The sequence below is a fragment of the Pseudomonas sp. 57B-090624 genome, assembly GCF_003234055.1.
Classification (GTDB): domain Bacteria; phylum Pseudomonadota; class Gammaproteobacteria; order Pseudomonadales; family Pseudomonadaceae; genus Metapseudomonas; species Metapseudomonas tohonis.
In genome coordinates, this window is record NZ_QKRU01000077.1 from 1 (window position 1) to 16,889 (window position 16,889).

Sequence of the window (16,889 nt, forward strand, 5' to 3'; positions counted from 1 at the left end):
GTGTTATATCACAGCGCCGCCCCCTCCCGAGAGCCCGCCCATGCCCGGCAACGCCCCCCTTCCCTGCTCCGTCCTGCTGCTCGCCGGCGGCCGTGGCCAGCGCCTGGGCGGCCGTGACAAGGGCCTGGTGGAATGGCGCGGCCAGCCGCTGATCGCCTGGCTGCACGCCGCGACGCGCGGGCTCACCGACGACCTGATCATTTCCTGCAACCGCAACGCCGAGCGCTACGCGCAGTGGGCGGACCAGTTGGTGGCGGACGACAGCCCCGACTACCCGGGCCCCTTGGCCGGCATCCGCGCGGGCCTCGCCGCCGCGCGCCACGCGCACCTGCTGGTACTGCCCTGCGATGCGCCGCTAGTGGACGCCCCGCTGCTCGATGCGCTGCTGCGCGAGGCCGGGGAACGCCCGGTGATGCTGCACCAGGGCGGCTTCTGGGAACCCCTGTTCAGCGTGCTGCCACGCGCCCTTCTGCCGCAGATCGAACACGCCTGGCAGGCCGGCGAGCGCAGCCCCCAGCGCATCTTCCGCACCCTCGACCCGATCGCCGTGGAATGCCCGGTGGGCGACCCACGCCTGGCCAACCTGAACACCCCGGACCTGCTGGAGAGCCCTCGCGGGTCGGCATGAATTGCAGCGGGCTTCCGGAACTTTGCCGGCTGGTTTTCCGTCAGAGCCCGAGAACCTCCCGTTCATTCATCAAGGAGATGGAAGATGAACCAGCGGATCATTCCCGCATTCGTGCTCGCGCTCGGCCTGGTCACCCTGGCCGGCTGCTCGTCCCCCACCGTGATCACCCTGAACGACGGCCGCGAGATCCAGGCCGTGGACAAGCCCGATTACGACGATGACTCCGGCTTCTACGAGTTCGAGCAACTCGACGGCAAGCGCGCCAGGGTCAACAAGGACCAGGTCCGCACCATCAAGGAACTCTGAGCCTCACCCGGCGACCTTCGCGATCGCCCGGCCAAGCCCGCCGCAAGCCACCTTGCGGCGGGCTTGGTTTTTTCCGCCCCGCCATGGGCAGCGCCCTGGACACCGCGGCAGCCCTGCCCGATAAAAAAATTTCAGCTAACCCCTTGTCGACCAAAAAGTTTTCTGTAGAATGCGCGCTCATTCCACGGAGCGTAGCGCAGCTTGGTAGCGCGTCTCGTTCGGGACGAGAAGGTCGCTGGTTCGAATCCAGTCGCTCCGACCAAATCCCGAAAAACCCGCCTTATAGGCGGGTTTTTTATTGCCTGCGAAAAAGTCAGCCCCTTTTCCTTTCCTCCCCCACCCTCTCCCTTCTGCCAGGAAAGAAGCCCAATGCGAGGGCATCGGGCTTCGTTGTGTTGGGCCTCGCTAGGCGCGGCGCCAACCTGCCTGTGCGCATTGCTTCAGTGGGCGTTGGCCGCCGCACCGGGCTTGGCGCCGAACGGCGGCCTGGCGAGCCAGATGAGCAGGATCAACCCCATGCAGACCCAGCCGATCATCGTGAAGTAGTCGATGGTCGACATCATGTACGCCTGCCCGGTGACGATCTGGTCCAGGGACGCGGCGTTCTGCTGGCTCATGCCACCCATCTGCTCCAGCATCTGCCGGGTGCCCGGGTCGTAGCTGCTGATGTGCTCGGTGAGGTAGGCGTGGTGCTGGTCGGCCCGGCGTATCCAGATCCAGGTGGTGAGCGAGGCCGCGAAGCTGCCGCCCAGGGTCCGCAGGAAGGTGGCGAGGCCCGAGCCATCGGCGATCTCGCTCTGCGGCAGGTCCGAGAGCAGGATGCTGAGGATCGGCATGAAGAACAGCGCCACGCCGAAGCCCATGAACAGCTGCACCAGGGCGATGTGCAGGTAGTCCACCTCGGTGGTGAAGGACGCCCGCATGAAGCAGCTGGCGCCGATGGCGAAGAACGCCAGGCTGGCCAGCACGCGCAGGTCGAAGTTCTGCGCGTAGCGCCCCACGAACGGCGACATGATCACCGGCAGCAGGCCGATGGGCGCCGCCGCCAGGCCGGCCCAGGTGGCGGTGTAGCCGAGCTGGGTCTGCAACCATTGCGGCAACAGCAGGTTGATGCCGAAGAAGGCCGCGTAGCCCCCCACCAGCGCCACGGTGCCGGCGCTGAAGTTGCGATGGCGGAACAGCCGCAGGTTGACGATGGGGTGGCGGTCGGTGAATTCCCAGATGATGAACACCGCCAGGGCGATGACCGCGATCACCGTGCCGCCGACGATGAAGTTCGATTCGAACCAGTCCAGGTCGTTGCCCTTGTCGAGCACGATCTGCAACGCGCCGACACCGATCACCAGGGTCGCCAGCCCCATCCAGTCCATGGGCTCGCGCTTGAGCGTCACCGGCCGCTTGCGCAATTGCTGGTAGACCACGAAGGCGGCGAACAGGCCGATGGGCAGGTTGATGAAGAAGATCCACGGCCAGCTGAAGTCGTCGGTGATCCAGCCGCCGAGGATGGGCCCGGCGATGGGCGCCACCACCGTCACCATCGCCAGCAGCGCCAGGGCCATGCCCCGTTTCGCCGGTGGGTAGATCGACAGCAGCAGGGTCTGGGTGATGGGGTACAGCGGCCCGGCGACGAAGCCCTGGAGGGCGCGGAAGCCCACCAGGCTGTTCATCGACTGGGCCACGCCGCAGAGGAACGATGCCAGCACGAACAGCAGCGCGGCGCCGATGAACAGGCGCACCTCGCCCACCCGACGGCTCATCCAGCCGGTCAGCGGCAGGGCGATGGCGTTGCTCACCGCAAAGGAGGTGATCACCCAGGTGCCCTGCTCCGAACTCACCCCCAGGTTGCCGGCGATGGTCGGCAGCGCCACGTTGGCGATGGTGGTGTCGAGCACCTGCATGAAGGTCGCCAGCGACAGGCCGATGGTGGCCAGCACCAGGTTCGGCGGGGTGAAGCTGGCTGCTGCGTTATCGCTCATGGTCGCCGTCTCAGCGCTGCGCGGTGGTGTGGGTGGCGTCCGGGCCGTTGGCGTGGATCAGCTGCTCGATCAACTGGTCGGCTTCCGCCAGTTGGCGCTGGTAAACGTCGGTGGCGAACAGCGGCTGCTTCGGTGCCTGCTGGGCCAGGGACGGGCCGCTCTGGTCGTGCAGGTCGACCTTGACGTTCATCGACAGGCCGATGCGCAGCGGGTGCTCCTTGAGCTGGTCGGGGTTGATGCGGATGCGCACCGGTACGCGCTGGACGATCTTGATCCAGTTGCCGGTGGCGTTCTGCGCCGGCAGCAGGGAGAAGGCGCTGCCGGTGCCGACGCCCAGGCTGTCCACCGTGCCGCTGTACTTCACGTCGCCGCCGTAGAGGTCGGACTCGATCTCCACCGGCTGGCCGATGCGCATGTTCTTCAGCTGGGTTTCCTTGAAGTTGGCGTCGATCCACACCTGGTCCAGGGGGATGACCGCCATCAGCGCGGTGCCGGGCTGCACGCGCTGGCCGAGCTGCACCGTGCGCTTGGCGACGTAGCCGGTGACCGGGGCCACCAGGGTGGCGCGGGCGTCCTCCAGGTAGGCCTGGCGCAGGGTCGCGGCGGCAGCCTTCACATCCGGGTGGGAGGCGATCACGGTGTCGTCCACCAGCGCGCGGCTGGTATTGAGCTGCTGCTCGGCGCTGGTCAGGGCGCTCTGCGCGGAATCCAGGGCGTCTCGGGCGTGGGCCAGCTCCTCCTGGGAGATCGCGCCGTCCTTGGCCAGGTTGCGACGGCGGTCGAAGTCCGCCCGGGCCTTCTGCAGGGCGATCTTCTTCGACGCCACCTCGGCCTTGTAGCCGTCCACGCTGTTGTACAGCCCACGCACCTGGCGCACGGTGCGCGCGAGGTTGGCCTCGGCCTGCTGCAGGCCGATCTCGGCGTCGCTCGGATCGAACTGCACCAGCACCTGGCCTTCGTGCACCAGGTCGCCGTCATCGGCGCCGATGCTGGTCACGGTGCCCACGGTCTGCGGGGTGATCTGCACCACGTTGCCGCCGATGTAGGCGTCGTCGGTGTGCTCGCTCCAGCGGCCGAAGAGCTGCTCCCAGGCGAAGCCGAGGGCGGCGACGATGAGGATCACGGCAAGCAGGATCAGCAGCATCCGCTTGCGCTTGGGGTTGCCTTGGACGGCGGTTTCCGAAGTCTGGGGGGTCATGGTCTGTGCCTCGTTCATTCAGCGGCGGCCGGGCGGGCGCCCTGGGCGAGCGGAGTCGGTTCGGGTTGGAAGCCACCGCCGAGGGCCTGCACCAGGCGCACGGAGGTGTCGATCTGCTGGACGTCCAGGCTGGCCAGCTGGCGTTCGGTGACCAGCAACTGCTGCTCGACGCTGAGGGCGTCCAGGTAGTTGCCGATGCCTTCGCCGTAGCGGCGCATGGCGAGGTCGTAGTTCGACTTGGCGATATCGCGGGCCTGGCGCTGCACCTCGATCTGCTGCGCCAGGGAGCGCAGCTGGCTGAGGTCGTCGCTGACCTCGCCGAGAGCGGCCACCAGGGTCTTGTTGTACTGGGCCACGGCCAGGTCGTAGTCGGCATCCACGCCGGCCAGGTTGGCGCGCAGGCGGCCGCCGTCGAACACCGGCAGGGAGAGGGCCGGCGCCACCTGGTAGAAGCGGCTGCCGCCCTGGAACAGGTCGCCGCTGCTCAGGGCGGCGAGGCCGACCATGGCGCTGAGGTTGAGGTTGGGATAGAAGCCGGTCTTGGCCGACTCGATGCCCTTGCTCGCCGCCTCGACGCGCCAGCGCGCGGCGATCACATCCGGGCGGCGGCCAAGCAGCTCGGCCGGCAGGTCCGACGGCAACGCCAGGGCGGTGGGCTGCAGCACCAGGGGGCGCTGGATGCGCTGGCCACGGTCGGGGCCCTGCCCCAGCAATACGGCGAGGGTGATGCGGTCGCTGTCGATCTGCTGCTCGGCGGCCAGCAGTTGCTGGCGCGCGGCGGCCTGCTGGGCCTCGCTCTGTTGCAGCTGCACCTTGCTGTCCAGGCCGGCGGCCAGGCGCTGCTTGCTGAGGCTGTAGAGGTGTTCGGAGCGATTCAACTCTTCTTCCGCCAGGTCACGGGCGACGAAGGCATAGGCGAGCTGGCTGTAGGCGCGGGCGACGCTGGCGGACAGGTTGAGGCGCGCGGCCTGCTGGTCCACCTCGGCGGCGCGGGCCTGGCCGAGCGCGGCTTCCCAGGCGGCGCGCTGGCCGCCCCAGAGGTCGATGTCGTAGTTGAACCCCAGGGACAGGTACTTCACCGCCGCATAGCTGCCGCCGATGGGCGCGGGCACCACGCTCTCCGGCGCGCGGGCACCGGAATAGCTGGCGCTTGCGTTGACACTGGGCATGCGCGCGGCGTCCCGGGCCTGGGCTTCGGCCAGGGCCTTGCGGGTACGGGCGCTGGCCACCTGCAGGTCCGGCGAGCCGGCCAGGGCTTCATCCACCATGGCGTCGAGCTGGGCGTCACCCAGTTGCTTCCACCAGTCCCGGCGCGGCCAGGCGGCGGCGCTGAGAGGCGTGCCAGCCAGGCTGCGTCCGGCCTCCAGGGAGGCGGCATCGAGAGTCCTGCCCTCGGGCTCCAGGCCGCTGGAGCTGGCGCAGGCGGCCAGGGCCAGGGCGGCACCGAGCACCAGGGCGCTACGCCCCAGGCGGGCCGTGCGGCTGTATTCATTCATGGTCGGTCGCTCCGAGCGGCGCGCACGGGTCGCGCCCTTGCAGGATCTTGCCCAGCAGCCCCACCAGGGTGCGGAGCTCGTCGCTGGTCAACGGGCTGGTGAGTTCGTTCATCGCGTCGGCGACGATCTCCGGCATCTGCCGGCTGATGCGCAGGCCGTCCTCGCTGAGGGCCAGGCGCACGCTGCGGCGATCCTCCGGGCAGGGCTTGCGCAGCAGCAGGCCCTTCTTCTCCAGGCGATCGAGCATGCGGGTCATGGAGCCGCTGTCCACCGAGAGCTCACGGCACAGGTCGGCCGGGGTGTTGGCGCGGTCCATGTAGATGAACATCAGCACCTTGAACTGGGCGGAAGTGATGTCCAGGGGCGCCAGGTAACGGTCGAGCAGGCGGTCCTTGAGCAGCGCGGAACGCCCGATGTACTGGCCGATGGAGCCGGTGAAGGGGTAGTCGGCGGGGCTGTAGTGCTTCATTGGCTAATATCTGCCTAGGCAGTAACTGACTGGGCAATCATACGGGCGATGAAACATTTGGCAAGGTATTCACTGTTGCATTGAATCGACAATCCGTTCCGTGAAAGGGGGATTGATCGGCAGGAGAGCAGTCACCACGGGACGCGGTGACCGGTGAAGGGAGCAGGGCCTGGGAGGGAGCAGCCGACCAGCGGTCAGTGTTCGAGGAAGGCAGCGACCTTGGCGGCGTCGAAGGGCCAGTCCAGCTCGGCACCGGTATCGCAGCGACGCAGCACGGGAATGCGCAGGGCGTAGTCGTCCATCCATTCCTCGCGCTCGGCGATGTCCATCAGCTCGACCATCAGGCCATGCTCGACGAAGGGCATGAGCACGCCCTCCGCCACTTCACAGAGATGGCAACCCAGGGTGCCGAACAGGCTGCATTCGGGGAGCATCGCCACGCGCCTCGCCAATCAGGAAAGGCGCGGATTCTAGCATGCCTCAGGCCTTGGCCGAGTCGTCCCTGGCGGTGGCCGGCAGGAGGTTCTGCAGCCCGTCCAGCAGCTTGCTGTTGAACGCCTGGGCCTTGTCCAGCTGGTTGTCGCTGAGGCGCTCGTTGAGCGAGAAGCCACCGTTGAGCAGGTCCTGCAGCGTGCCCTTCGGGTCGTCGGAGAGCTTGGCGGCGTTCCTCAGCGCCTCGAGCATGCCCTTGGCATAGTCCTGCAGCGAGGTGTTCACCGCGCTGGCCGGCTGGCCACCCTCCTGGGCCACGGAACCGTAGGTGCTGGTGGCCTTGACCGTGGTCTGGGTCAGGTTGAGCGACATGGAGGCCAGCTGGTCGCCGTTCATGTCCAGGGCCAGGGCGCGGTCGAAGGCGCCGTTGAGGTCACCCGAGTAGAACTTGCTGGAGATGTCCTGCACCTGGTCGAGCAGGTCATTGAGCGCGGCCTTCTCGTCGTCGTTGAGGTCGCCGTCCACCTGCACCTTCCAGCCACCGATCTGCAGGCTGCCGGACTCGGATTTGACGCTGCCGGTGCCGTCCTTGCCGGAGCTCGTCGAGGAGGTCTGCCAGTCGGCCGAGGCCTGGGCGATGGAGATCTTCACCTTGTCGCCTTCCTTGGTGGTCACCTCCATGTCGAAGGTCGAGGAGCGCGCGGAGAAGCTCTGGCTGGAACTGCCGACGCCCGTGCTGCCGGAGGTGCCGGTGCTCGGTGTCTTGCCATCCAGGCCGAGGGAGCTGGCCAGGTTGTCGAGGCCGTCCTGGATCTTGCCGAAGGTGTCCTCGATGTCGCTGGCGATCTTGCCGCCCAGCACACCCAGGCCCTGGAGGATCTTCTTCGCCTCGGCGAAGCCCTTCTCCACGCCTTCGCGAGCCTGGTCGAGCATCTTCTGCAGCTTCTCGGGGTCGGCGCCCTTGGCCGCCTCGGCCTGGATGCGGCCCCCGACGAAGTCGAGGATGCGCCCGGCCACCTTGTCGGGCGTGTAGTCGTCCTGGGTCTTGCCGGCCAGGGTGCCGGGCTCGACACCCAGGCGCTGGGCGACGCGGTTGGTCAGCACGTTCTGCGCGTTGGTGGCATTACGGGTCGCGCTGTCGATCTTGTTCAGGTAACTCGGGCGCGTGGTTGCGGAAGCCAGGGAATCGAGAGTCTTCATAGCGGCAGTCCCGGAAAATCGGATGTACACCGATTTGACGGCATCCCCCGGGAAACCTTGAGAACGAATCCATCACCCGCCGATGGACGGCAGCGACCGATATTGACGTCAGGAGTTCGGCGTGCCCGATACAGCGACACCCGCCGCCTGCAACAGCACGGCAGCCGCGTCCCTGGCCTCCAGCGCCTGCTGCGCGGGCCCCTGCATGTGGGCCATGGTGATCGCCCCTTCCATCAGGTACTGCAGCTGCCGCGCGAGGCGCTCGGGCTCCGGAACCTCCAGGCGCTCCAGCGCCGAGCGGAAGTGCTGCTCGGCGTTCGCCTTGTGCATGGCGGCGACGCGGTGGATCGGGTGCTCGCGGTCATGGAACTCGGCAGCGGCGTTGACGAAGGCGCAACCGAAGAACTCCTTGCCATGCAGCAACTGGTGCAGGCCATCGAAGACGGCAAGGATCGCCGCCGTCGGCGACAGGTTCTCCAGCGCCCAGGCCATCATCTGGCGACTGGGTTCCAGGCGCTGGCGCAGGGCCGCCTCGATCAGCTCGTCCTTGGACTTGAAATGCTTGTACAGCGTCATCTTCGCCACGCCGGACTCGGCGAGGATGCGATCGATGCCGGTGGCGTGGAAACCATCGCGGTAGAACAGCGCGATGGCGGTGTCGATCAACTGATCGCGTTTGCTCGAAGCCATGTGGAACCTCCTGACCGGCGCATTATGCGTATCCGCCCGCACCGGCTCAAACCCGCATCGCACCGGCCTCTGAGGCACGCGACAGGGTTGGCGCTTGAAATATACAGACCTGTCTGTCTAATATCCAGCCGCACAATCACTACCAAGGCCTCCCCCATGCAGCTCTACGACTTCCCGCTTTCCGGCAACTGCTACAAGGTCCGTCTGTTCCTCGGCCTGATCGGCCAGCGTGCCGAGGTCGTCACGGTCAACCTGGCAGCGGGTGAACAGAAGCGAGCGGCGTTCCTCGCCCTCAATCCCCGTGGCCAGGTGCCCATGCTGGTGGAGGATGGCCAGGTGCTGGCGGATTCACAGGCCATCCTCGTCTACCTGGCACGCCGTTATGCGCCGCAGTGGCTGCCCGACGACGCCCTGCAGCAGGGCCGCATCGCCAGCTGGCTGAGCTACGCCGCCAACGAGCTGCATCACGGCCCGGCCGCCGCGCGGGTGATGAAGCTGTTCGGTCGGCCCGGCGACCTCGAAGCCACCCAGGCCAAGGCGCGCCAGGTGCTGGCGATGGTGGAACTGCAACTGGGCCGGCACGCCTGGCTGGCCGAAGGCGAGGCACCGAGCGTCGCCGATGTCGCCAACTACCCCTACCTGGCGATGGCCGCAGAAGGCGGACTCGACCTCAGCCCCTACCCGCACATCCGCCAGTGGTGCGACCGCATCCGCGCCCTGCCCGGCTACGTCGAACTGCCCCGCCTCTGAACACCCGCCACTGCAAGGAAGCCCCATGCGCCTGCTCCGCCTCCTCCTCGCCGGCCTGCTGCTGGCCGCCAGCCCTTTCGCCAGCGCCCAGGGCCTGCGTTTCGCCCTGGTGAAGACCGCCCACGCCGAGACCCTCGACGCCTTCACCCTGGAGGGCGGCCAGTGGACCAGGACCGTCGCGGTCAACCACACCGCCGTGCTCATCCAGCACCACGCCGCCACCCTGCTGCTGGACACCGGCCTGGGGCGCCAGGTGGATGCCCAGTTCAAGGGCGACATGCCCTGGTGGGACAAGCCGTTGTTCAAGTACGAGGACGTCACCCCCGCGCGTGACCAACTGGACCGCGACGGCATCCGCGTCGACCGCATCCTCCTCACCCACGCGCACTGGGACCACGCCTCGGGCCTGGCGGACTTTCCCGAGGTGCCGGTCTGGGCGCCCTGGGCGGAGATCGAGTTCAGCCACATCGCCGCGCCGCCGGCGGTGCTGCCCAGCCAGTTCACCCACGAGATCCTCTGGCGGCCCTTCGACTTCCAGCCCGAGCCCTACATGGGGTTCGACGAGAGCCTCGACCTGTTCGGCGACGGCAGCCTGGTGCTGGTGCCGCTCACCGGCCACACGCCGGGCTCGGTGGGCCTGTTCCTCACCCTCGACGACGGCCGCCGCTTCTTCTTCACCGGCGACACCAGTTGGCGCCTGGAAGGCTTCACCGGGCCCCACGAGAAGTTCTGGGTCAGCCGCCGGATGGTCGACAACGACCGCGACGGCACCCTCGCCCAGCTCCGGCGCGTTCACGACCTGCTGCAGGCCGAACCGGACCTGACCGTGGTGCCGGCCCACGACGCCGCCGTGCAGGATCGCCTCGGCTACTACCCGCAGTGGGTGCAGTGAGGGCGACCAATGTCTAAATGACGATTGTGTTACCGGATGCTTAATTCCACTCGTTGTAACGGGGCGGCCCAACCGCCCCGCCACCCCAACGAGGAGACAATAACAATGAGCAAGACCTCGCTCGCGCACGCCATCGCCCTGGCAGCGCTCAGCACCGGCCTCACCCTGCCCGGCCTCGCCCAGGCCGAATTCCTGAAAGACAGCAAGGCCAGCGTCGAGCTGCGCAACTTCTACTTCAACCGTGATTTCCGCCAGGACGGCGCCGCCCAGTCCAAGGCCGAGGAGTGGGCCCAGGGCTTCCTGCTGCGCTACGAGTCGGGCTTCACCGAAGGCACCATCGGCGTCGGCGTCGATGCCATCGGCGCCCTGGGCATCAAGCTCGACTCCAGCCCGGACCGCACCGGCACCGGCCTGCTCAAGCGCGACCGCGAAGCGCCCAACCGCGCCCAGGACGAATACGGCGAAGTGGGCCTGACCGCCAAGCTGCGCGCCTCCAAGAGCGTCCTCAAGGTCGGCACCCTGCTGCCCAAGCTGCCCACGGTGCAGTACAACGACTCGCGCCTGCTGCCGCAGACCTTCCAGGGTGGCCACATCAACTCGATGGAAATCGACGGCCTGACCCTCGACGCCGGCCAGCTCAAGCAGGTGAACCAGCGCGACTCCTCGGACTACGAGGACATGACCATCACCAACAGCCGCGTCGCCGCCACCGGTGCCGGCGGCGCCCGTGGCATCACCTTCCGCGGCGGCCAGACCAGCGACGAATTCAACTTCGCCGGCGCCACCTACAAGTGGAACGACAACCTCGCCACCGGCTACAACTACGGCAACCTGGACGAGTTCTACAAGCAACACATCTTCACCGTCCTGCACACCCTGCCGCTGGGTGACAAGCAGTCGCTGAAAAGCGACATCCGCTACGCCCGCTCCACCGACGAAGGCAGCAGCAACGTCGACAACAAGGCCTTCGGCGCCATGTTCACCTACGCCCTGGGCGGCCACGCCTTCGGCCTCGGCTACCAGAGCATGAGCGGCGACACCGGCTACGCCTACATCAACGGCACCGACCCCTTCCTGGTCAACTACGTGCAGATCGGCGACTTCGCCGCCAAGGACGAAAAATCCTGGCAGGCACGCTACGACTACAACTTCGCCGCCTTGGGCATCCCCGGCCTGACCTTCATGACCCGCTACCTGTCCGGCGACAACGTCGACCTGGGCGCCGGTCGCCCCGAAGGCAAGGAGTGGGAACGCAACACCGACATCGCCTATGTCTTCCAGGACGGCCCGCTGAAGAACCTCGGCGTGAAATGGCGCAACGCGACGGTACGCTCCACCAACTATGGCAGCGACATCGACGAGAACCGCCTGATCGTCAGCTACGTGGTACCGCTCTGGTAGTCACCCGCCGTGCAATGGAAAAGCCCGCCATATGGCGGGCTTTCTTCATTCCTGCGATCCCGTCCGGACGACCTGAGCGCATCAATCCTGGCTGGTCGCGCCGATCTTGTGGATCGACAGGTCCGCGCCGTAGTACTCCTGCTCCTGGGACAGGCGGATGCCCAGGGTCTTCTTCAGCAGGCCGTAGACCAGGAAGCCGCCCACCAGCGCCACCAGCACGCCGAGGCCGGTGCCGATCAACTGGCTCACCAGGCTGACGCCGCCCAGGCCACCGAGGGCCTCCTGGCCGAAGATGCCGCAGGCGATGCCGCCCCAGACGCCACACAGGCCGTGCAGCGGCCATACGCCCAGCACGTCGTCCAGCTTCCATTTGACCTGGGTCGCGGTGAAGGCCCAGACGAACAGGCCGCCCGCGATGGCACCGGTGGCCAGGGCGCCCACCGGGTGCATCAGGTCGGAGCCTGCGCAGATCGCCACCAGGCCGGCCAGCGGGCCGTTGTGCAGGAAGCCCGGGTCATTGCGCCCCACCAGTAGCGCGGCGACCGTGCCGCCGACCATCGCCATCAGCGAGTTGACCGCCACCAGGCCGCTGACGCCTTGCAGGGTCTGCGCGCTCATCACGTTGAAGCCGAACCAGCCGACGATGAGGATCCACGAGCCCAGCGCCAGGAAGGGAATGTTCGACGGCGCGAAGGCCACCAGGCGGCCATCGCGGTAGCGGCCGTCACGGCGCCCCAGCAGCAGCACCGCGCCAAAGGCCAGCCAGCCGCCCACGGCGTGCACCACCACGGAGCCGGCGAAGTCATGGAAGCTGGCGCCGAAGCTCGCCTTCAGCCAGTCCTGCAGGCCGAAGTTGCCGTTCCAGATCAGCCCCTCGAAGAAGGGATAGACGAAGGCCACGATCAGGGCCGTCGCGCACAGCTGCGGACCGAAGCGGGCGCGCTCGGCGATGCCGCCGGAGATGATCGCCGGGATGGCGGCGGCGAAGGTCAGCAGGAAGAAGAACTTCACCAGCGCGTAGCCGTGGTCCGCCGCCAGCTCGCCGGCCGGCTGCAGGAAGGTCACGCCATAGGCCACCCAGTAGCCGATGAAGAAGTAGGCCAGCGTGGAGATGGCGAAGTCCGAGAGGATCTTCGACAGCGCGTTGACCTGGTTCTTCTGGCGCACGGTGCCCACTTCCAGGAACGCGAAGCCGGCGTGCATGGCAAGCACCATCACGGCGCCCATCAGGATGAACAGGGTGTTGGAGCCGTGGATCAGGGTTTGCACGGCACTGTTGAGGTTTTCCATTGGCAGGAAGGCTCCGGCAGGGAAAAAGCACCAATACGGATCAAATCGCGCCGGACGTGCACCACGCTGAAGCCGGTACGCCCCCGAACGGGTCGGAGCCGGTGGCCATAACGGGGCGACGTGGTGAAGACGGCAGTTTGAATTTTCAGGCTTTCTCTTTGTTTTTCATGTGCTTGCCAGGATTCGACAGCCCTGTCGAAGCCCCGCGTGATGCCCGATAACGGGGCACACCGACGCTCTGGCGCACCAGGGCATTGCAAGCGCCATACCAGCGCCCGAGCGAATATCACCGGAACCTAAACCCGGCGCGGCGACTCACAACTACCAAGCCTTCCCAGCCCTCAAGGAGATCCACGCCATGCCACGCAAGACCGCCAGCCGCGCTCAGGATGACCTGTTGACCGAATTCCAGGCCCTCGTCGGCGACACCGAGAAACTGCTGCAGCACACCGCCAGCCTCGCTGGCGACCAGGCCGAGGAGTTGCGCCTGCAGATCCACGAATCCCTCAAGCGCGCCCGCGAGACCCTTCACCTGACCGAAGAGAAGATCGTCGACAAGGGCAAGGCCGCCGTCGCCGCCACCGAGGACTACGTGCAGGAACATCCCTGGCAGACCATCGGCCTCTCCGCCGGCATCGGCTTCCTCCTCGGTCTGCTCGCCTCGCGTCGCTGACCATGGAGCCGGGAATGGAATCCGGCCCGCAGAGCGCGGGCCAAGGCCCCTCCCCGCGGCGCCTAGGCGCCGCGTTCCTCGGCCTGCTGCACAGCCATGTCGAGCTGTTCGGCATCGAGCTGCAGGAACAGAAGGCCAACACCCTGCGCCTGCTGCTGTTCGCCGGGCTGTCGCTGATCTTCGCCCTGCTCCTGCTGGTGGCGCTCTCCGCGCTGCTGCTGGTGATCTTCTGGGACACCGCGCGGCTGGAGACCATGGGCGGCCTGTGCCTCTTCTACCTCGTGCTCACCCTCTACTGCGCCTGGCGCCTGAAACAGGCCGTGGACGATGAGTCCTCACCCTTCTCCGCCACGCTCGAAGAGCTGGCCCAGGACCGCGAGCGCCTGCTGCCATGAGCCTGCCCGAAACGCACCGCACCACCTCCCGCCGCGAACTGCGCAAGGCGCTGGTGCGCCTGCGCCTGGAGATGCATCGCCAGGAGATCCGCCACGAGACCCTGGTGCTCACCCAGCCCCTGCGCCGCGCCAAGGGCATCGCCAGCGGCTGGCAGCAGCAACTGGGCGCCCTGCCCCACGCCCCCCTTTGGGGCATCGCCGGCGTCGCCGCGCTGGGCTTCTTCGCCGCCCGTAGTGGCAATCTGACTCGATTGCTGCGCCTGGGTACCACGCTGCTGCCCTTGCTGGGCGGAGCCTGGCGCCGTTCTGACGTCAAACCGCCGTCTACCACCAAGGTCTGATCGTAGGACAAGCTGGCCACATTCTTGCTTTGGGAGGGAGCCGGTAGCAGCCGGCTCCCTCCGCGTCGTTTCGGCGAGCGCGTGCATTTCGGGCCAGCCCTAAGGAGTCACCGTGATAGACGGGCAACCGCTTGCCTGCTTCCAGCCGTTCATCGACACCGCGACAGGACGCATCGCCGGGGTCGAAGCCCTGGGGCGCCTGCGCCAGGATGACGGCCGGCTCCTGTCGGTCGGCCCGTTGTTCGCCGATTCCAAGGTGCCGCCTGCAGCCCTGCGCCGCCTCGACCGGGAGATCCGCGAAGACGCCCTCGCACGCCTGCACCAGGCCCCTGCGGACTGGTTCCTCAGCATCAACATCTCGCCGCGCTGGATCAGCCGCCTGCACCCCGGCCAGGCGCTGCCCAGCCTCAAGCAGCTGGAACGCAACGGCGTGGCCCCCGAGCGCATCGTCTTCGAGATCACCGAACTGGGCGGCGCCAGCCAGCGCCTGCCGGACGTGGTCGCCCGCTACCGTCAGGCCGGCGCGCGCATCGCCATCGACGACTTCGGCGCCGGCTACTCCCAGCTCGACCGCGTACTCGCCCTGCAGCCGGACATCCTCAAGCTCGACATGCAGCTGTTCCAGGCCGCTGCGCGTGGCGGCCCCAGCGGCGAGGTGGTCAAGGCCCTGGCGCAGATGGCCGAGAAGACCGGTTGCTGGATCATCGCCGAGGGCGTGGAGACCGAGGCCGAGCTGGACTTCGCCCTGGAATGCGGCGCCCGCTACGTGCAGGGCTACCTGTTCGCCAAGCCGGAGCTGGAATTCTTCGCCGCCGACGCCTTCGTCGACCGCTTCGCCCAGCTGCGCGACCAATACGTACAGCGCAAGCTGGCCGAGCGCGCGCGGCTGATGACCATGCGCCAGCAGCTCACCCTGCTGATGAACCAGCTGCGCACCTGGGCCGAGGGCGACGCGCCGCTCTCATCCCTGCCCTCGCCCGAGCAGTACCCCTGGCTGCTGCGCATCTACCAGTGCGACCGCAACGGTACGCAGCTCACCCCGAACCTGGAATGGAAAGGCCAGGGCTGGCACGAAGATGCCCGCTACCTGGGCCACAACTGGTCCTGGCGGCCGTACTTCTATCACCTGCTCGCCGAGGGCTGGGAAGAGCGCCGGCTGACCCTCTCCAGCACCTACCGCGACGCCACCACCAACCAGTACTGCCTGACCGCCGGCCAGTTCATCGACAACGGCGGCCGCCTGCTGCTGGTGGACATCGACGCCGCCGGCCTGTGACCCCCGGTGCGCGGGGAACTCCCACACTCGCCCTCGGTCCCCTTGCGGCGCTCCGCGTTAACCGGGAAGCTAGCCCCCTTTCAGCCACTGAACGGCGAGGACTGGCGTTGGACTGGCAGACACTGCTCACCCGTGAACGGCTCGGCAAACCGGTGCACAGCACCGAGGAACTGGGCCGCAGTTCGTTCCACAAGGACCATGACCGCATCATCTTTTCCGGAGCCTTCCGACGCCTGGGGCGCAAGACCCAGGTCCACCCCGTCTCCAGCAACGACCACATCCACACGCGCCTGACCCACTCCCTGGAAGTCGGCTGCGTGGGGCGTTCGCTGGGCATGCGCGTGGGCGAAGTGCTGCGCGATGCGATGCCGGATTGGTGCGACCCGGCCGACCTCGGGGTGATCGTGCAGTCCGCCTGCCTGGCCCATGACATCGGCAACCCGCCCTTCGGCCACTCCGGCGAAGACGCCATCCGCCACTGGTTCCAGCAGGCGTCCGCGCGCGGCTGGCTGGACGCCATGAGCGAGACCGAGCGTGCCGACTTCCTCAGCTTCGAAGGCAACGCGCAGGGCTTTCGCGTGCTCACGCAACTGGAATACCACCAGTTCGACGGCGGCACGCGCCTGACCTACGCCACCCTCGGCACCTACCTCAAGTACCCCTGGACGGCCCGCCATGCCGAGGCCCTGGGCTACAAGAAGCACAAGTTCGGCTGCTACCAGAGCGAACTGCCGCTGCTGGAGCAGATCGCCCAGAAGCTGGGCCTGCCGCAACTGGAGGAACAGCGCTGGGCGCGCCATCCGCTGGTCTACCTGATGGAGGCGGCGGACGACATCTGCTACGCACTGATCGACCTCGAGGACGGCCTCGAAATGGAGCTGCTCGACTACGAGGAGGTCGAGGCGGTGCTGCTCGGCCTGGTGGGCGACGACCTGCCGGAAACCTACCGGCAACTGGGCCCGCGCGACTCGCGGCGGCGCAAGCTGGCGATCCTCCGCGGCAAGGCCATCGAGCACCTGACCAATGCCGCCGCACATGCCTTCGTCGACCAGCAGGACGCCCTGCTCGCCGGCACCCTGCAGGGCGACCTGGTGGAGCACATGCACGGGCCGGCCAAGCACTGCGTGCTGCGCGCCAAGGCCATCGCGCGGGAACGCATCTTCCAGGACAAGCGCAAGACGCTCCACGAGATCGGCGCCTACACCACCCTGGAGATCCTCCTCAACGCCTTCTGCGGCGCGGCGCTGGAACAGCACGGCGGGCGCACCCCCTCGTTCAAGAACCGGCGCATCCTCGACCTGCTCGGCAACAACGCCCCGGACCCGTCCTGGCCGCTGTACCGCTCGTTCCTGCGGGTCATCGACTTCATCGCCGGGATGACCGACAGCTACGCCACGGAAATGGCCCGCGAGATGACCGGGCGCTCCAGCCCGGTCTAGGGTTACCAGGCCGCCCGCATCCGGGTGGCCGTTGCAA

At 67.5% G+C, this 16,889-nt stretch carries 18 protein-coding genes and 1 tRNA gene; 11 read left to right on the top strand and 8 right to left on the bottom strand.

The annotated features are described in order from the left end of the window. Positions 1-40: 40 nt before the first annotated feature. The 3 genes from mobA (at position 41) to DMX10_RS26900 (ending at position 1,196) form a co-directional block, all read left to right on the top strand. Positions 41-628 (top strand): molybdenum cofactor guanylyltransferase MobA, encoded by a 588-nt coding sequence (gene mobA / locus DMX10_RS26890; protein WP_111263971.1) that lies wholly within the window; start codon positions 41-43, stop codon positions 626-628. 84 nt (positions 629-712) lie between these two features. After that, positions 713-934 carry a YgdI/YgdR family lipoprotein gene (locus DMX10_RS26895; RefSeq protein WP_111263972.1) on the top strand — a complete coding sequence of 74 codons (222 nt, stop codon included), beginning with the start codon at positions 713-715 and terminating at the stop codon, positions 932-934. A gap of 185 nt (positions 935-1,119) precedes the next feature. After that, positions 1,120-1,196 (top strand) — tRNA-Pro (locus tag DMX10_RS26900). A gap of 178 nt (positions 1,197-1,374) precedes the next feature. Here the strand turns inward: DMX10_RS26900 and DMX10_RS26905 are convergent. From DMX10_RS26905 to DMX10_RS26935, 7 genes are all read right to left on the bottom strand, one after another. Further along, positions 1,375-2,910: a DHA2 family efflux MFS transporter permease subunit gene (locus DMX10_RS26905; protein WP_111263973.1), complete on the bottom strand. Its 1,536-nt coding sequence runs from the start codon at positions 2,908-2,910 to the stop codon at positions 1,375-1,377. A 10-nt stretch (positions 2,911-2,920) separates the two neighbouring features. Beyond that, positions 2,921-4,108, bottom strand: a complete 1,188-nt coding sequence (locus DMX10_RS26910; RefSeq protein ID WP_111263974.1) for an efflux RND transporter periplasmic adaptor subunit — start codon at positions 4,106-4,108, stop codon at positions 2,921-2,923. A gap of 14 nt (positions 4,109-4,122) precedes the next feature. Then, positions 4,123-5,604 carry an efflux transporter outer membrane subunit gene (locus DMX10_RS26915; RefSeq protein ID WP_111263975.1) on the bottom strand — a complete coding sequence of 494 codons (1,482 nt, stop codon included), beginning with the start codon at positions 5,602-5,604 and terminating at the stop codon, positions 4,123-4,125. Then, entirely contained in the window at positions 5,597-6,073 is a 477-nt protein-coding gene (locus DMX10_RS26920; RefSeq protein WP_111263976.1) for a MarR family winged helix-turn-helix transcriptional regulator, read from the bottom strand. Before DMX10_RS26920 ends, DMX10_RS26915 begins: the two co-directional genes overlap by 8 nt. Before the next feature lie 194 nt (positions 6,074-6,267). Beyond that, positions 6,268-6,507 (bottom strand): glutaredoxin family protein, encoded by a 240-nt coding sequence (locus DMX10_RS26925; protein ID WP_111263977.1) that lies wholly within the window; start codon positions 6,505-6,507, stop codon positions 6,268-6,270. 46 nt (positions 6,508-6,553) lie between these two features. Continuing rightward, on the bottom strand, positions 6,554-7,705 hold the full coding sequence (locus DMX10_RS26930; RefSeq protein ID WP_111263978.1) for a DUF5610 domain-containing protein: 1,152 nt from the start codon (positions 7,703-7,705) through the stop codon (positions 6,554-6,556). A 108-nt stretch (positions 7,706-7,813) separates the two neighbouring features. Then, positions 7,814-8,395, bottom strand: coding sequence for a TetR/AcrR family transcriptional regulator (locus DMX10_RS26935; protein ID WP_111263979.1), 582 nt, complete (start codon positions 8,393-8,395; stop codon positions 7,814-7,816). A gap of 156 nt (positions 8,396-8,551) precedes the next feature. On the opposite strand from DMX10_RS26935, the gene DMX10_RS26940 reads away from it, so the two are divergent. The 3 genes from DMX10_RS26940 to DMX10_RS26950 all read left to right on the top strand — a co-directional run bounded on the left by DMX10_RS26940 (position 8,552) and on the right by DMX10_RS26950 (position 11,438). Then, entirely contained in the window at positions 8,552-9,145 is a 594-nt protein-coding gene (locus tag DMX10_RS26940; RefSeq protein WP_111263980.1) for a glutathione S-transferase family protein, read from the top strand. A 25-nt stretch (positions 9,146-9,170) separates the two neighbouring features. After that, positions 9,171-10,037: an MBL fold metallo-hydrolase gene (locus tag DMX10_RS26945; RefSeq protein ID WP_111263981.1), complete on the top strand. Its 867-nt coding sequence runs from the start codon at positions 9,171-9,173 to the stop codon at positions 10,035-10,037. 105 nt (positions 10,038-10,142) lie between these two features. Next, positions 10,143-11,438, top strand: a complete 1,296-nt coding sequence (locus DMX10_RS26950) for an OprD family porin (RefSeq protein WP_111263982.1) — start codon at positions 10,143-10,145, stop codon at positions 11,436-11,438. Positions 11,439-11,519: 81 nt separating this feature from the next. Here the strand turns inward: DMX10_RS26950 and DMX10_RS26955 are convergent, their stop codons facing one another. Further along, entirely contained in the window at positions 11,520-12,728 is a 1,209-nt protein-coding gene (locus tag DMX10_RS26955) for an ammonium transporter (RefSeq protein WP_111263983.1), read from the bottom strand. Between the two features lie 358 nt (positions 12,729-13,086). On the opposite strand from DMX10_RS26955, the gene DMX10_RS26960 reads away from it, so the two are divergent. The 5 genes from DMX10_RS26960 to DMX10_RS26980 all read left to right on the top strand — a co-directional run bounded on the left by DMX10_RS26960 (position 13,087) and on the right by DMX10_RS26980 (position 16,852). After that, complete coding sequence (locus DMX10_RS26960) at positions 13,087-13,401, top strand: YqjD family protein (protein ID WP_111263984.1); 315 nt, start codon at positions 13,087-13,089, stop codon at positions 13,399-13,401. Between the two features lie 2 nt (positions 13,402-13,403). Then, entirely contained in the window at positions 13,404-13,796 is a 393-nt protein-coding gene (locus tag DMX10_RS26965) for a phage holin family protein (protein ID WP_371921732.1), read from the top strand. Continuing rightward, a complete protein-coding gene (locus tag DMX10_RS26970; protein WP_111263986.1) occupies positions 13,793-14,137 on the top strand; it encodes a hypothetical protein in 345 nt (114 codons plus the stop codon). Before DMX10_RS26965 ends, DMX10_RS26970 begins: the two co-directional genes overlap by 4 nt. Before the next feature lie 112 nt (positions 14,138-14,249). Further along, a complete protein-coding gene (locus DMX10_RS26975; protein WP_111263987.1) occupies positions 14,250-15,413 on the top strand; it encodes an EAL domain-containing protein in 1,164 nt (387 codons plus the stop codon). Between the two features lie 107 nt (positions 15,414-15,520). Next, positions 15,521-16,852, top strand: a complete 1,332-nt coding sequence (locus tag DMX10_RS26980) for a deoxyguanosinetriphosphate triphosphohydrolase (protein ID WP_111263988.1) — start codon at positions 15,521-15,523, stop codon at positions 16,850-16,852. Positions 16,853-16,889: the final 37 nt, after the last annotated feature.

What these genes read in the sequence shown, in the direction of transcription:
- DMX10_RS26905 (WP_111263973.1), bottom strand. Translation starts at nt 2,910, where the DNA reads ATGAGCGATAACGCAGCAGCCAGCTTCACCCCGCCGAACCTGGTGCTG.
- DMX10_RS26895 (WP_111263972.1), top strand. Translation starts at nt 713, where the DNA reads ATGAACCAGCGGATCATTCCCGCATTCGTGCTCGCGCTCGGCCTGGTC.
- DMX10_RS26940 (WP_111263980.1), top strand. Translation starts at nt 8,552, where the DNA reads ATGCAGCTCTACGACTTCCCGCTTTCCGGCAACTGCTACAAGGTCCGT.
- DMX10_RS26930 (WP_111263978.1), bottom strand. Translation starts at nt 7,705, where the DNA reads ATGAAGACTCTCGATTCCCTGGCTTCCGCAACCACGCGCCCGAGTTAC.
- DMX10_RS26910 (WP_111263974.1), bottom strand. Translation starts at nt 4,108, where the DNA reads ATGACCCCCCAGACTTCGGAAACCGCCGTCCAAGGCAACCCCAAGCGC.
- DMX10_RS26915 (WP_111263975.1), bottom strand. Translation starts at nt 5,604, where the DNA reads ATGAATGAATACAGCCGCACGGCCCGCCTGGGGCGTAGCGCCCTGGTG.
- mobA (WP_111263971.1), top strand. Translation starts at nt 41, where the DNA reads ATGCCCGGCAACGCCCCCCTTCCCTGCTCCGTCCTGCTGCTCGCCGGC.
- DMX10_RS26920 (WP_111263976.1), bottom strand. Translation starts at nt 6,073, where the DNA reads ATGAAGCACTACAGCCCCGCCGACTACCCCTTCACCGGCTCCATCGGC.
- DMX10_RS26945 (WP_111263981.1), top strand. Translation starts at nt 9,171, where the DNA reads ATGCGCCTGCTCCGCCTCCTCCTCGCCGGCCTGCTGCTGGCCGCCAGC.
- DMX10_RS26950 (WP_111263982.1), top strand. Translation starts at nt 10,143, where the DNA reads ATGAGCAAGACCTCGCTCGCGCACGCCATCGCCCTGGCAGCGCTCAGC.
- DMX10_RS26925 (WP_111263977.1), bottom strand. Translation starts at nt 6,507, where the DNA reads ATGCTCCCCGAATGCAGCCTGTTCGGCACCCTGGGTTGCCATCTCTGT.
- DMX10_RS26955 (WP_111263983.1), bottom strand. Translation starts at nt 12,728, where the DNA reads ATGGAAAACCTCAACAGTGCCGTGCAAACCCTGATCCACGGCTCCAAC.
- DMX10_RS26970 (WP_111263986.1), top strand. Translation starts at nt 13,793, where the DNA reads ATGAGCCTGCCCGAAACGCACCGCACCACCTCCCGCCGCGAACTGCGC.
- DMX10_RS26935 (WP_111263979.1), bottom strand. Translation starts at nt 8,395, where the DNA reads ATGGCTTCGAGCAAACGCGATCAGTTGATCGACACCGCCATCGCGCTG.
- DMX10_RS26960 (WP_111263984.1), top strand. Translation starts at nt 13,087, where the DNA reads ATGCCACGCAAGACCGCCAGCCGCGCTCAGGATGACCTGTTGACCGAA.
- DMX10_RS26965 (WP_371921732.1), top strand. Translation starts at nt 13,404, where the DNA reads ATGGAGCCGGGAATGGAATCCGGCCCGCAGAGCGCGGGCCAAGGCCCC.